The organism is Mycobacterium shigaense, from assembly GCF_002356315.1.
GTDB classification, from domain to species: domain Bacteria; phylum Actinomycetota; class Actinomycetes; order Mycobacteriales; family Mycobacteriaceae; genus Mycobacterium; species Mycobacterium shigaense.
On sequence record NZ_AP018164.1, the window covers coordinates 2,369,080 to 2,382,721 of the forward strand.

Genomic DNA, 13,642 nt, shown 5'->3' on the forward strand with positions numbered 1-13,642 from the left:
GTTAGGCGGTCTTCCGCAGTATCAGGACCGAGCGCGCGGGCACGGTGAGCTTGTCCTTGGCACGCACGACCATCTCGGCGGCGCCGGCGGAATGGTTGGTGTCGAGCTCGACGGTCCACTCCTGGGCGTAATCGTCGTGCGGAGTGACGAATTCGACGTCGCGCTGGTGGGCGTTGAAGCACAACAGGAATGAGTCGTCGACGACGCGCTCACCGCGGGCGTCGGGCGCGGTGATGGCCTCGCCGTTGAGGAACACGGCAACGCACTTGTCGAATGCCTGGTTCCAGTCGTCGTGGGTCATCTCCCGGCCGCCCGGTGTCAGCCAGGCGATGTCGCGGACCTCGTCGCCGCTGCGGATCGGTTCGCCGTCGAAGAAGCGGCGCCGGCGAAACACCGGATGCCTCTTGCGCAATTTGGTCACTTTGCGGGCGAACTTCAGCAGGTCGGCGTTCTTCTCGGCCAAAGACCAGTCCACCCAAGACACTTCGGAGTCCTGGCAATAGGCGTTGTTATTGCCCTGCTGCGTGCGCCCGAACTCGTCGCCGTGGGCGATCATCGGAGTGCCCTGGCTGAGCATCAGGGTGGTCCAGAAGTTCCGCATCTGTCGGGAGCGCAGCTCGACGATCTCGGGGTCGTCGGTGGGCCCTTCCACGCCGCAGTTCCACGACCGGTTGTGGCTTTCCCCGTCGCGGTTGTCCTCCCCGTTGGCCGCGTTGTGTTTCTCGTTGTAGGAAACCAGGTCGTTGAGAGTGAACCCGTCGTGGGCGGTGACGAAGTTGATACTGGCGCTGGGCCGCCGGCTGCTCGCCGCATACAGGTCCGACGACCCAGTCAGCCGGGAAGCGAACTCGCCCAGGGTTGCGGGCTCGCCCCGCCAGTAGTCGCGCACAGTATCGCGGTACTTCCCGTTCCACTCGGTCCACAAACCCGGGAAGTTTCCGACTTGGTAGCCGCCCTCGCCCACATCCCACGGCTCGGCGATCAATTTGACCTGACTGACGATCGGGTCTTGTTGCACCAGATCGAAGAACGCGCTGAGCCGGTCGACGTCGTAGAACTCGCGGGCCAGTGTCGCGGCCAGGTCGAAGCGGAACCCGTCCACGTGCATCTCGGTTACCCAGTAGCGCAGCGAGTCCATGATCAGCTGCAGCACGTGCGGGTGTCGCGCGTTGAGGCTGTTGCCGGTGCCGGTGAAGTCCTTGTAGAGCCGCAGGTCGCTGTCGAGCAGGCGATAGTACGCGGCGTTGTCGATGCCGCGGAAGTTGATCGTGGGACCCAGGTGACTGCCCTCGGCGGTGTGGTTGTAGACGACGTCGAGGATGACCTCGATTCCGGCCTCGTGCAGGCTGCGCACCATCATCTTGAATTCGGCGACCGCGCCGCCGGCCTGCCGGTTGGCCGCGTACTGGTAGTGCGGTGCGAAGTAGCCGAATGTGTTGTAGCCCCAGTAGTTTCGCAGCCCAAGGCCGAGTAGCCGCTCGTCATGCATGAACTGGTGGACGGGCATCAGCTCCAGGGCGGTGACGTTCAACGACTTGAGGTGATCGATGATCGCGGGATGGGCCAACCCGGCGTAGGTGCCGCGCAGGCTTTCGGGGATGCCGGGATGGGTCTGCGTCAGGCCCTTGACGTGGGCTTCGTAGATGACGGTCTCGTGATACGGCGTGAGCGGCGCGCGGTCGAACGCCCAGTCGAAAAACGGGTTGATCACCACGCTGGTCATGGTGTGGCCGAGCGAGTCGATCATCGGGGGAGTGCCGGTGGCTGCCGTGTCGCCGCCCTGGTCGACGGCGCTCAGGTCGTAGGAGAACAACGCCTGGCCGAAGGTGAAGTCGCCGTCGAACGACTTGCCGTACGGGTCGAGCAGCAGCTTGCTCGGGTCGCAGCGGTGGCCGGACGCCGGGTCGAACGGGCCGTGCACGCGAAATCCGTAGCGCTGTCCCGGGCTGATGTTGGGCAGATAGGCGTGCCACACGTAGCCGTCGACCTCATCGAGGGTGATGCGCGTTTCGTCGCCGCGCTCGTCGATCAGGCACAGATCGACCTTGTCGGCGATCTCGGAGAACAGCGAAAAGTTCGTGCCCGCGCCGTCGTAGGACGCCCCGAGGGGGTACGCATTGCCCGGCCACTTGGTGGGAGCGGTGGGTGCGCCGGTTTCAGGTGACACAGCGCGCGATGCTGAGTCCGTTCGGGAGACCGGCGTGGACGCCGGGTTGGTGGACGGCATGTGTCGACCTTATCGGCGCGCGCTCGGCCGGGCGGGCTAAGCGGTGGATCACCACCAGCCGGTGGCCGCCGCGATTTGCCGGCCGAGTTCGTGGGCCATGGTGCGCATGTAGGTCGGGGTGATGTGGTGAGCGCCGTTGTAGATCAGCACGTTCCCCTCGACCGGGCGGCAGAGGTCGCTACGGCATATCGCATCCGACATGTCGAGCACCTTGAGCAGCGGGAATTGGTCGACGAAGTCCAGGGTCTGATTGCGATCGGCGAGCAGATCGGACCGCTTGATCGCGCAAGTCTGGGCGTTGCCGCTCTTCTTGGCCAGGCAGTCCGCCGGGTCGAACGGCTGGCCGTTTTTGACCAGCCACGGCGTGTCCCGCACGCCGAGAATCGGAATGTTGTTGTCGGATAACGTTTGCCAGATGCCGATATACGTGGCAGGCATCACATCGCCGGACTTGATGTTCCACGGCCGGGTGGTCGTGGTGAACACGTAATCGGGGCGGTCGGACACCAGCTTGGCCATGGTTCGTTGCACCCACTCGCGGCACTGCGGGTACGGCGCGTTGTTGCCCATGATCAGGGGGACCTGTTCGGTCGACAGCGGGCAGCCCATTTTCAGATACGTCACCACTTTGAAGTGGTGCACCTGTCCGAGCAGCTCCAGCGCTGGCAGCCAGTGCTCGGCGTGCGACCCGCCGGCGAGCGCGACGGTGCGGGTCGCGGCCAGGTCGCCGTAGACGCAGTTGACCACCGCCGGGTTGACGAAGTCGCTGATGCACCCGTCCCGGGTCGACGCCGGGTGCTCCTCCTTGACTTCCAGCACCGTGGGCCGCATCGGCAGGGTGGGTACCCGCACGTGTTCGGTCAGGGCTCGCGCGCCCGGGTAATCCTGCGGGTTGAGCACGCTGAGCTCCTTGCCGGCCGCACGCAACACCGTGACGTGCTGCCGCCAGCTGAACGCCGTGGCGGTCAGCGCGACGCCCAGCAGCACCACCGCCGCGCCCAGTGCCATCGTGGGTCGGCGCAGCCGCGACTGCCAGGGTGTGGCCACCGCGGGCAGCGGTGACCCGGCACCCTGCGGGGCGCGGTAGCGCAGCGGGTCCTCGACGAGCTGAGTCGTGAGGTAAGCCAGCACCCCGGAGAGCAGCAGGATCGCGATGCCGTCCAGGAAGCCGGCGTGCCGATGGCCGGAGTAGGACAGCCAGAAGATGAGCAGCGGCCAATGCCACAGGTATAGCGAGTACGCGATCGCGCCCAGCGTGATCAGCGGCCGGGTGGCCAGCAGCCGATTCGGCAGCGGCAGTCGGCCGGCGGTCGACGGGAGCGCCTGCAGGTTGGCCCCGGCCAGGATCATCAGCATGGTGGCGCCGATGGGCACCAGCGCCCACGGCCCGGGGAATTCCTTGACGCCGTCGATCAGGGCTCCGCAGGACACGACGGCCGCCAGCGCGACGCTCGCCAGGGTGGTGCGCAGCCACATCGGCCAGCGGACGCCGCCGACCAGCGCGCCGACGAGCACGCCGAGCAGCAGTTCCCACGCCCGCGCGAAAGTGCTGTAGTAGGCCAGCGCCTGGTTGTCGGAATGCGCGGCGATCGCGTAGGTGAAGGAGGCCACCGTCAACGCGCCGAGCAGCACGATGAAGCCGGTTCGCAGGTGGGGGGCCTTGCGGCTCCTGAACAGGCGCTGCGACAGGTAGGCGCAGCCGGCGACCATCAGCAGGAAGCCGATGTAGAACTGGCCCTGCACCGACATGGACCAGATGTGTTGCAGGGCACTGACCGACTCGCTGGCCCGCAGGTAGTCCGACGCGGTGTTGGCCAGCTCCCAGTTCTGGTAGTAACCCAGGCTGGCCAGGCTCTGGTCGGCGAAGGTCTCCCAGCGCGTCTGCGGTTGCACCAGGATGGTGAGCACAGCGCAGCCGGCCAGGACGACGACCAATGCCGGAACGAGGCGGCGGATCAGGCGGATCGTCTCGGCCGCTGGCGATAGCGAGACGGCCGGGTTGAGGGCCGCGCGAAGCATTTTGCCGCCGAAAAAGAACCCGGACAGCGCCAGGAAGACGTCGACGCCGCCGGACACTCGCCCGAACCAGATATGGAACACGGCGACCAGCGCGATGGCGATACCCCGCAGGCCGTCCAAGTCGTAGCGATAGAAGCCCGTCGCTCGCGGTCTCATCGCGCCGACCCCGGGCTGGGGTTGGCGAGCGGCAAGGGGCGACGAGGACAGCATGATCGACCGCCAATTTACCGAAACCCACCACCGGCTCGGAGAACGCTCACGTCGGCAGCGGGGCTGCTCAGCGGGCCCGCCGGGTGGTAACTCGGTCGGCGGAGGAGCAAGTGGCGGGTTGTCGGCGGACGCGAAGGTAGCCCGCGCAAGCGGCGCGGGCTACCGGGTAGTGCCGGCGGGCGCTTGCTGCAGCGGAGCCTGTTGGGTCGGTAGCTGCTGGAGCGGGGCCTGTTGGGTCGGTAGCTGCTGGACCGGGGCCTGTTGGGTTGGCAGCTGCTGGACCGGCGTCTGCTGCGCCGGCAGCTGCTGGCCGGGCAGTTGCTGTGCTGGCGACTGTTGGATCGGCACCTGCTGCAGCGGGGTCTGCTGACCCGGTAGCTGTTGGGCCGGCGTCTGCTGTCCCGGTACCTGCTGCGCGGGACTCTGCTGGGCGGGCAGCTGCTGCAGCGGGGCTTGCTGCAGCGGAGCCTGCTGGGTGCCCAGCACGCGGACCAGGTACGGCGTCATGCCGTTGGCACGCACCGGCGAGACCTGCACGACGTCGCCGACCTCGAGCATCTGGTTGTTCCCCAGATACATCGCGACGCTCTGGGTGCCCTCGGGGCCGTAGAAGATCATGTCGCCCTTGCGTGCCTGCTGCGGCAGCACCTTCTGGCCTACCTGGTAGATCGCGCCCGACGAGCGCGGCAGCTTGATCCCGGCGCCGGCGTAGGCGTACTGCATCAGGCCTGAGGCGTCGAATCCGACGGTGTTGATCCCCGTGCCGGTGCCGCGGCTCGGGCCGTTGATCCCGCCGCCGGCCCACGAGAACGGCACGCCGCGCTGTGAAAGACCGCGCATCACCACGATGTCGGTCACCTGCTGGGAGTTGTCCATCGGCCGGGTGCCGGGGTCGGCGTTCGCGACGATCGGTGCGGCCATTGGGGCCGCCGCGATGGCCAGGCCTACGGCGAAGGCGTAAATGCGTTTCATGGTTGTTCCAACCTCTCTGTTGGTGGCTTGGGCGCGGCGTCGCGTCCAAGCCGCCGTTTTTGACTCATGCGCGTCAACGTCGTCGAATCACACCAGTCACTACAGCAACATTTACAACAGAAATTGGACGCGGAAAAGCGCTGGTGGGGCCACGGCGGCATTCTTTGTCGGACCGTGACCGGATGGTGACTGGAGTGCCGAATTCCCTGTGCGCAGTTGTGATTTCGCTCTCACAGGGACCTACGGCCCTAGTGGGGTTAGCGCGAGCTATGCGCTCAGCGCCAATAGGGCTGGCTGAAAATCGTCAGAATGTCGCCCGCGACCGAGGCGACCATCAGGATCGCGAGCGACAAAACCGGCCAGAAGGACATGTACCAGCCCTTCAGCAGCGAGACGAAGGGGCCGACGCCTGCCGCGGCGATCGCCGCACCCACCCCGCCCCAGACCACCGGGTAGATGTACATGTCCACCCCGTAGGGCACCGGACCGCAGGTTTCCCCGGTGCACACGTCCGACAGGAAGCCGAACAGCCGCCACGGCCAGTTCGTCGCCGTGGCCAGCACGATCAGCAACGTGATCAGTACCAGCGTGCTGATCACGTCCCAGGGCACCACCCGCAGCCGAATCGTCGCCGGGGCCTCGTCGGCGCCGGCGTAGGCGTCGTAGGGCAGCGCGTCCTCCACGTGCTGGGCGTCCGGGGGGACCGGCGCGGGGTCAGCGTCAGCGCCCGAATGCAGACCGTCGGACCGGTGAGGCGAAGCCATGCCGTTAGATGCTCCCCGATGGCCGCAAATTGTGCGACTCGTCTGCTTTACGCTCGGTCTCTATGCCAGCGGCGACACCCGGGTTGACGCCCGAGGAAATCAGCGCGGTCGACGCCGCCCACCTGTGGCATCCCTACAGCACCATCGGCGCCGAGGCCGTCGCGCCCGTGGTGGCCGTCGGCGCCCGCGGCGCCTGGCTGACCCTGGTCCGCGACGGCCGGCCGGTCGAGGTGCTCGACGCGATGAGCTCCTGGTGGACGGCGATTCACGGGCACGGCCACCCTGTCCTGGACGCCGCGCTGACGACCCAGCTGGCGACGATGAACCACGTCATGTTCGGCGGGTTGACCCACGAACCGGCGGCCCGGCTGGCGCAGCTGCTGGTGGACATCACCCCAGACGGTCTGGAGACGGTGTTCTTCAGCGACTCCGGCTCGGTGTCGGTCGAGGTCGCGGTGAAGATGGCGCTGCAGTACTGGCGCAGTCGCGGCCGGCACCGCAAGCACCGGCTGATGACCTGGCGCGGCGGCTACCACGGCGACACCTTCACGCCGATGAGCGTCTGCGACCCCGACGGCGGCATGCACTCGCTGTGGACCGACATCCTGGCCGACCAGGTGTTCGCCCCGCAGGTCCCGCGCGACTACGACGCCGCCTACAGCGTGGCGTTCGAGGAGCAGTTGACCCGGCACGCGACCGAGTTGGCCGCGGTGGTCGTCGAACCCGTCGTGCAGGGTGCCGGCGGCATGCGCTTCCACGACGCCCGCTACCTGCGTGACCTGCGCGACATCTGCCGCCGGCACGACGTGCTGTTGATCTTCGACGAGATCGCCACCGGGTTCGGCCGCACCGGCGAATTGTTCGCCGCTGACCACGCCGGGGTCAGCCCCGACATCATGTGCGTCGGCAAGGCGCTGACCGGCGGATATCTCAGCCTGGCCGCTACCCTGTGCACCCCCGAGATCGCGCAGGTCATCAGCACCGGCGAGGCGGGCGCGCTGATGCACGGACCCACCTTCATGGCCAATCCGCTGGCCTGTGCGGTCTCGGTGGCCAGCGTCGAGGTGCTGGTTGCCCAGGATTGGCGGTCGCGAATCGCCGAGATCGGGGCCGGGCTCTCGGCGGGGCTCGAGGCCGCCCGGGCGCTGCCCGGCATCGCCGACGTGCGGGTGCTAGGCGCCATCGGCGTCATCGAATGTGACGCGCCGGTTGACCTGGCCCTCACCACGCCGCGAGCCCTCGACAGCGGCGTCTGGCTGCGGCCGTTCCGCAACCTGATCTACGCGATGCCGCCCTACATCTGCGGGCCCCGCGACGTCGCCCAGATCACCTCGGCGATGGTCGAGGTCGCCCGGCTCGCGGGCTCTCGTAGTGTGTAGGGCTATGAAGGCCACCCAGCAGGCACCGATTGAGGTTTCGCCGCTGGCCTGGCTGGAGGCGGTCGCCCAGCAGCGCCGCCACGACGGGCTGCGTCGCACGCTGCGCCCGCGGCCAGCCGTCGCGACGGAGCTGGACCTGGCGTCCAACGACTACCTTGGTCTGTCCCAGCACCCCGATGTGATCGAGGGCGGCGTTGCGGCACTGCGTATTTGGGGTGCCGGCTCTACCGGTTCCCGACTCGTCACCGGCGACACCGAGCTGCATCAGCAGTTCGAATCCGACCTCGCCGACTACGTTGGCGCCTCGTCGGCGTTGTTGTTCTCGTCGGGATACACGGCGAACATCGGCGCGGTCGTCGGCCTGTCGGGCCGGGGTTCGCTGCTGATCTCCGATGCGCATTCGCACGCATCGCTGGTGGACGCCTGCCGGCTGTCGCGGGCGCGCGTGGTCGTGACGCCGCACCGCGACGTTGACGCCGTGGACGCCGCGCTCGGCGCGCGCGACGAGGAGCGCGCCGTCGTCGTCACCGACTCAGTGTTCAGCGCCGACGGCGCGCTGGCTCCCGTTCGGCAACTGCACGACGTGTGCCGCCGCCACCGGGCGCTGCTGATCGTCGACGAAGCCCATGGGCTGGGTGTGCGCGGCGGCGGGCGCGGCCTGCTGCACGAGGTCGGGCTGGCCGGCGCGCCCGATATCGTGATGACCACGACGCTGTCCAAGGCTCTGGGCAGCCAGGGTGGCGCCGTGCTGGGGCCCGCCGAGGTGCGCGCACACCTGATCGATGCGGCCCGGCCGTTCATCTTCGACACCGGGCTGACGCCGGCGGCCGTCGGCGCCGCGCTTGCCGCCCTGCACCTTCTGCAGGCCGAAGCGTGGCGTCCGGACGCCGTACTGCGCCACGCCCGCGAGCTCGCCGAGATCTGCGACGTGCCGGGGCCGCCGACCTCGGCGGTGGTGTCGGTGATCCTGGGGCAGCCGGAGGTGGCGCTGGCCGCCGCGACGGACTGCCTGCAGGCGGGGGTTCGGGTGGGCTGCTTCCGGCCGCCGACCGTACCCGCCGGAACGTCGCGGCTGCGGCTGACCGCGCGCGCGTCGTTGGACGCCGCCGAGATGGAGCTGGCCCGCCGGGTGCTGGCGGATGTTCTTGCCGTGGCCCGCCGTTGACCGTTCTGGTCGTCACAGGCACCGGCACTGGGGTCGGCAAGACGGTCACGGTAGCCGCGCTGGCGTTGCACGCCCGTCGGGCCGGCATCGACGTCGCGGTGTGCAAACCCGTGCAAACCGGCACCGATTCGGGCGATGACGATCTGGCCGAGGTGGGCCGCTTGTCCGGGGTCGGCGAGCTCGTCGCCCTGGCCAGATATCCGGAGCCCCTGGCGCCGGCCGCCGCGGCCGAACGGGCCGGAATGGCGCTGCCCACCCGCGATCAGCTGCTCGGCCTCATCGTCGGCCTGGACCGCCCGGGCCGGTTGACATTGGTGGAAGGCGCGGGCGGGCTGCTGGTCGAACTCGCCGACGGCGGCGTCACGCTGCGTGATCTCGCCGTCGAGTTGGGCGCCGCGGCGCTAGTCGTGGTCGCCGCGGAACTGGGCACCCTCAACCACACCGCCCTTACCTTGGAAGCCCTTGCCGCGCAATGTGTTTCGTGCGCCGGACTGGCGATCGGCAGCTGGCCATCGAAGCCGGGGCCGGTCGAGGATTCCAACCGATCCGCGTTGGCCCGGCTGAGCCCGGTGCGCGCGGTGCTGCCGGCGGGGGCCGGGGCGCTGGGCGTCGACGACTTCGCGGCGCTGGCCGACGCGGCGTTCGAGCGCGAGTGGGTCGGCACGCTGGCCGGCTGATGGTCCATTCGATCGAGCTGGTCTTCGACCGCGACACCGAGGCGGCGATCCGCCGCATCTGGGACGACCTGGCCGATGCGGGAATTCCCAGCCAGGCCCCGGCCGGCCGCCCACATGTCACACTGGTTGTCGCAGAGACCATTTCGGCGGACGTCGACGAGCTGCTGGGGCGGCTGAGCAACCGCCTCCCGCTGGCCTGTACGGTCGGCGCTCCGGTGCTGTTCGGCCGCAGCAGCCCCGTGTTCGCGCGCCTGATCGTGCCGACCGGTGAGCTGCTGGATCTGCACGCCGAGGTGCACCGGCACTGCTGCCCGCATCTGGCACCCGCGCCGATGGCGAACTCGCTGCCCGGGCAGTGGACCGCGCACGTCACGCTGGCCCGCCGGGTCGGCGGCGCCCAACTGGGCCGCGCGCTACGCGTCGCGGGCCGGCCGGCGCAGCTCGAGGGCCGCTTCGCGGGTTTGCGCCGCTGGGAAGGCAATACCAAGATCGAGCACCTGCTCTAGCCGCCGAACAGCAGGTACAGGCCGGTGAAGGTGTAGCAGACCATCACCACCATCATCGTGAGCTGCCCGGTGAGTTGATGACCGGCGGGCAGCAGTCGCAGTGCCTTGTCGTGGGCCGCGATCACCGCCACGATGTGCCCGGTCACTACGCAGGCCACCTTGACGCCGGCTAGCACCGGGGGGTGCGTGGATAACACGTAGGCGACGTGAGCGTGGCCCAGTCCCAACGGATTCCAGCCCCGGCCGAACGGATCGGCCAGGGCGATGACGGCCTGCTGTCCGCGCTCCACCAGGTAGGACAGGTAGTGCGCGAAGATGTAGCCCACCACGATCGGGACCAGTGAATGCGCCAGCTGCCCGGGCAGCGCCCGGCGCTGCGCGCGGTCGACTCCACCCGTCGCTCGCGCGGCCAGCGAAAATGTCAGTGCGACAACCAAAATGAAGACAACCAGACCGACGGTCTTCAGGCCAGACGACGCCAGCGTGGGTGGCACACCGTGGACCGACCGCGACACCCCGTCGGAGAAGTTGCGCCATGTCGGCGACCCCGAGTAGCTGTCGAAGGCCGTCGACCCCAGCAGCACGGCCAGCATCGCCACCACGCCCGGGCGCACCGGCAACGACGGTAGATGATCGAACGGGTTACCGATGACTATATGTCCGGCCGGTGAGCGGCGAAACGGGGAAAGCCGCGAGACCGCCATGCTGTAACCGCCGAACGGGTCGGCTCGGGCCAGCCAGCGTTGCCCGCACAGCCACGCTCCGCCCAGCAACAGCAGCGCATAGCTCAGCAGCCAGGTGCGCACCCAAGGCGGCGACGCCGAATTCGGGCTCGCCAATTCCATCCATACGAACGCGAACAGGCCCACGGCCGCCGGGCGGTAGCCCCAGCCCTCGGGATAGGGAAGCCGGGGCCGGCCGATCCGAGCCGGCAGGGCGCGTCGGGTCAGCAGATAGACGGTGCGCACCGGCGAGATGAGCCGCCATACCGGCCCGAAAAGCACTGACACGGCGGCCAATCCGACCCACAGCAGCACGTAGAACGTGCCGAGCAGAGCGTTGTCCTGGGTCTGCGGGCCGAGGAGGCCGGCCAGCACCACCCATGCGGCGAAGGCGAGTGCCACGCCCGCGGCCGCCCAGCGCGTCGCGCGGGCGTCAATCAGTGCGGTCAGTCTGGGCAGCGGGCGGCCGGGCGCGTCGGCGTCGAATCGTGGTCGCCGCCAGGCGAACGCGATCAGTGCGAAGGTGAATGTCAGTGCCCACGCGGCACCCACCATCGCGTAGGCGTAGGGCACCGGAAGATCGCCGGAGCCGCCCAGACCATGCGCCAGTACCGCCGCATGATCACCGGTCACGGTTGAACTTGAATGGTGGCGATCGTGCGATCCAGATGATGCGCTTCGACTTCCACGTTGCCCGGGACGTCCACGCTGAACTGAAATGTCTGATTCGGCGCGGCCGCGATCTCGAACTTGTGGTCCGGCACCGAGTGCACGTGCAGCTCGTCGGCCGCGTCACTGGTCACGTGAAAGGTGATCTGCTGTTTGACCTTTGCCTGCAGGGTGGCGTTGGTCGGGGTGACCTGCCCCTTGGCGATGGTGACGTTGACGTCCAGGGCCGTCGCGGGGGGCGGGTGTTGCGCACCGCCGCAGGCCACCAGGCCGCAGGTCGCCAGGCCGCAGGTCGCCGCCGCCGCCCACGCCGTGATGACGGCATTGCGAAATGCCATGCCTCAGGCCGCTTTCGAGAGGGCTTGCTTCTCGTCGACCGGCTCCGGGCCCGACAACGAATTGTTGAGGCGGCCGGCGCCCCAGGTCAGGGCGGCGATCACGATCAGGGAGAACATCAACACCACGATCGAGCCGGCGGTGAACAGCCACGCCGGAGCGTTCTGGTCGCGCTCGCGCTGCAGGATCGTGACTTCCTGCACGAACGGCCGGTCGATCGCCGACGGCGCCGGGACCTCGGCCGCCGGGATGGCGTCATCGGCGGGTTCGTAGATCGGGACGCCGGTCATCGTGTAGCCGTCCTGAACCCGCAGCAGCGTCTTCCACGATCCCCACACCGGCACCGGCCGGGTGGACCGGTAGTGGCCGGGCCCGATGCGGTCGAGGCAGTCGATCACCAGCCCGCGCTGGTTGTCCATGCGGCCTTGCCAGGACAGAATCGTCACCCAGTCGGGCTGGCCGCTCACCATGTCGGGCGGCGTGATCTGCACGTCGGCCGAGACCATGCGCTGCCCGGCCGGGCTGGGTAGCTCGCTCAACGTGATCGTCGCACGATTCTGTTGCGGCACAACGATATGTAGTCCGTTGGCGACAGCCCCGCCGATCACCAGCACGGAGGCGACCACCACCCCGATGCCGATCCGCCGGCCCGGCAGGCGCTGCCCGGTCAGCACCATGCCGAACATCGCGCCACACGTCCCGGCCAGCACCGCGACCGGCACCGCCATCGCCAGCGCTTCGCCCCACATGCTCGGCGGCCACGGGTAGTGGTAGACGGCCGAAATCCACAGTGACTCCAGCCATAGCCCGACGCTCCCCACCGCAAGACCGGAGACGGCCCCGAATGCGATGGGGCGCTTGAACAACGGCGTCAGTGCGACCAGCTCGACCACCAGCGCGGGCCCCAGATACAGCGGGAACCAGTTGATGGGCGCGCCCAGGACCGGGCCGACCAGCAGCGCCACCCCGCCGCGCAGCGCGATGGCGAACAACGCCGCGATCACCGCCGCGCCGCGGCCCATCGTGATGCGGGCGGCGGCGGCCGCCAGGGCGGCCGCGAAGGCGATCATCATCGGCTGCAATACCAGCCGGAATTGCTCGACGCCGAAGTCGTATTCGATCTGGTAAACCGACAGGCCGATGAACATTCCCCCGAACGACAGGTAGCGCAGGAACGTGACGAAGGCGCCGTGGTAGACCTCGTCGGCTTCGTCGGCTTCGCCTTCGCGCTCCAGCATCAGGACCGCGAAAAGCGAAAAGCAGGCGCCGCCGATCATCATCAAATGCGTTGGGCCCCAAAGGGTGACATCTTGCCCGAAAATGCGGTGCCAGATGTCGTCGAGCGGGAATCCGGTCATGGCGTACAGGCCGCAGGCTGCCATCAACACGCCGCCGACCGGCGCATGCCAGTTCTGGGTGATGCGCACCGCCGCGGGGCCGGGCTTGTCGAACGGCAGGACGATCGCGGTCATGCCAGCCAGGAAGATGCCGAACAGCCCGATAATGATGAAGTAGTGCGCGGGGTTGGCCAGCGGGCCGGGATCGCGCCCATTGCCGATGTGCCAGCTGACGTCCCAGATGAACCCGAACAGGGCGCAGATGATCGACGTGGTGAACACCACGACCGGCAGCGCGACCCAGTTGGGGCGGTGGAACTTCTCGCCCAGCTTGTCCGCGACCCGCGTCAACCACGGAATCCGATGCGTGCGGTGCGCGTGGCCTACCCACAGCATCACCAGCGTGATGAGCACGGCGGCGATCGAGAGTCCGATCACCTGGTTGAGGCCCGCGCCGCGCGCCGAGGGCTCGGCAACGAATGTCAGCGGTGTCGACGTCATCGTCATACCTCCGAACCGCGCCCGGCCCTGCCGAGCGATTTGATCCGACTGCTTGACCGGAATGCCCAATCCGACGGGCGCTCAATCACCCTTTTCCCGAGGTGCATCGCCTCGTCGGCACCGCGATCGGACTCTCGCGCCAGCATGAATTTCCCCCT

10 protein-coding genes and 1 pseudogene are annotated in these 13,642 nt (G+C 68.4%); 4 read left to right on the top strand and 7 right to left on the bottom strand.

What is annotated here, in order from left to right; translation table 11 throughout:
* Position 1: 1 nt before the first annotated feature.
* The 4 genes and pseudogenes from glgX to MSG_RS11060 form a co-directional block, all read right to left on the bottom strand.
* Positions 2-2,227: a glycogen debranching protein GlgX gene (glgX, locus tag MSG_RS11045; RefSeq protein ID WP_096439559.1), complete on the bottom strand. Its 2,226-nt coding sequence runs from the start codon at positions 2,225-2,227 to the stop codon at positions 2-4.
* 48 nt (positions 2,228-2,275) lie between these two features.
* A complete protein-coding gene (locus MSG_RS11050) occupies positions 2,276-4,456 on the bottom strand; it encodes an acyltransferase family protein (protein WP_096439561.1) in 2,181 nt (726 codons plus the stop codon).
* A 312-nt stretch (positions 4,457-4,768) separates the two neighbouring features.
* Positions 4,769-5,428: pseudogene (ripD, locus tag MSG_RS11055) on the bottom strand (NlpC/P60 family peptidoglycan-binding protein RipD); the annotation flags it as partial.
* 275 nt (positions 5,429-5,703) lie between these two features.
* Entirely contained in the window at positions 5,704-6,192 is a 489-nt protein-coding gene (locus MSG_RS11060) for a hypothetical protein (RefSeq protein ID WP_096439565.1), read from the bottom strand.
* A gap of 62 nt (positions 6,193-6,254) precedes the next feature.
* Between MSG_RS11060 and MSG_RS11065 the strand changes: the two genes are divergently transcribed.
* The 4 genes from MSG_RS11065 to MSG_RS11080 are packed head-to-tail and all read left to right on the top strand — an operon-like array spanning position 6,255 to position 9,919.
* Positions 6,255-7,571 (top strand): adenosylmethionine--8-amino-7-oxononanoate transaminase, encoded by a 1,317-nt coding sequence (locus tag MSG_RS11065; RefSeq protein ID WP_096439567.1) that lies wholly within the window; start codon positions 6,255-6,257, stop codon positions 7,569-7,571.
* 4 nt (positions 7,572-7,575) lie between these two features.
* On the top strand, positions 7,576-8,736 hold the full coding sequence (locus MSG_RS11070; protein ID WP_096439569.1) for an 8-amino-7-oxononanoate synthase: 1,161 nt from the start codon (positions 7,576-7,578) through the stop codon (positions 8,734-8,736).
* On the top strand, positions 8,733-9,413 hold the full coding sequence (gene bioD, locus MSG_RS11075) for a dethiobiotin synthase (RefSeq protein WP_096439571.1): 681 nt from the start codon (positions 8,733-8,735) through the stop codon (positions 9,411-9,413). Before MSG_RS11070 ends, bioD begins: the two co-directional genes overlap by 4 nt.
* Complete coding sequence (locus MSG_RS11080; protein ID WP_096444352.1) at positions 9,413-9,919, top strand: 2'-5' RNA ligase family protein; 507 nt, start codon at positions 9,413-9,415, stop codon at positions 9,917-9,919. The genes bioD and MSG_RS11080 overlap by 1 nt, the downstream gene beginning before the upstream one ends.
* Here MSG_RS11080 and MSG_RS11085 read toward each other — a convergent pair.
* From MSG_RS11085 to MSG_RS11095, 3 genes are read right to left on the bottom strand one after another with little or no spacing between them, the layout of a single operon-like run.
* The gene (locus MSG_RS11085; protein ID WP_096439573.1) at positions 9,916-11,274 is read right to left on the bottom strand and encodes a hypothetical protein; all 1,359 of its coding nucleotides are present in this window, start codon (positions 11,272-11,274) and stop codon (positions 9,916-9,918) included. The genes MSG_RS11080 and MSG_RS11085 overlap by 4 nt on opposite strands.
* Positions 11,271-11,648 carry a hypothetical protein gene (locus MSG_RS11090; RefSeq protein WP_170063150.1) on the bottom strand — a complete coding sequence of 126 codons (378 nt, stop codon included), beginning with the start codon at positions 11,646-11,648 and terminating at the stop codon, positions 11,271-11,273. Before MSG_RS11090 ends, MSG_RS11085 begins: the two co-directional genes overlap by 4 nt.
* A gap of 3 nt (positions 11,649-11,651) precedes the next feature.
* Positions 11,652-13,484, bottom strand: a complete 1,833-nt coding sequence (locus MSG_RS11095; RefSeq protein ID WP_096444356.1) for a hypothetical protein — start codon at positions 13,482-13,484, stop codon at positions 11,652-11,654.
* Between the last annotated feature and the right edge of the window lie 158 nt (positions 13,485-13,642).

Bases quoted from the DNA above. Each gene is read 5' to 3' on its own strand.
- glgX (WP_096439559.1), bottom strand. From the start codon at position 2,227: ATGCCGTCCACCAACCCGGCGTCCACGCCGGTCTCCCGAACGGACTCA.
- MSG_RS11050 (WP_096439561.1), bottom strand. From the start codon at position 4,456: ATGCTGTCCTCGTCGCCCCTTGCCGCTCGCCAACCCCAGCCCGGGGTC.
- MSG_RS11060 (WP_096439565.1), bottom strand. From the start codon at position 6,192: ATGGCTTCGCCTCACCGGTCCGACGGTCTGCATTCGGGCGCTGACGCT.
- MSG_RS11065 (WP_096439567.1), top strand. From the start codon at position 6,255: ATGCCAGCGGCGACACCCGGGTTGACGCCCGAGGAAATCAGCGCGGTC.
- MSG_RS11070 (WP_096439569.1), top strand. From the start codon at position 7,576: ATGAAGGCCACCCAGCAGGCACCGATTGAGGTTTCGCCGCTGGCCTGG.
- MSG_RS11080 (WP_096444352.1), top strand. From the start codon at position 9,413: ATGGTCCATTCGATCGAGCTGGTCTTCGACCGCGACACCGAGGCGGCG.
- MSG_RS11090 (WP_170063150.1), bottom strand. From the start codon at position 11,648: ATGGCATTTCGCAATGCCGTCATCACGGCGTGGGCGGCGGCGGCGACC.
- MSG_RS11095 (WP_096444356.1), bottom strand. From the start codon at position 13,484: ATGACGTCGACACCGCTGACATTCGTTGCCGAGCCCTCGGCGCGCGGC.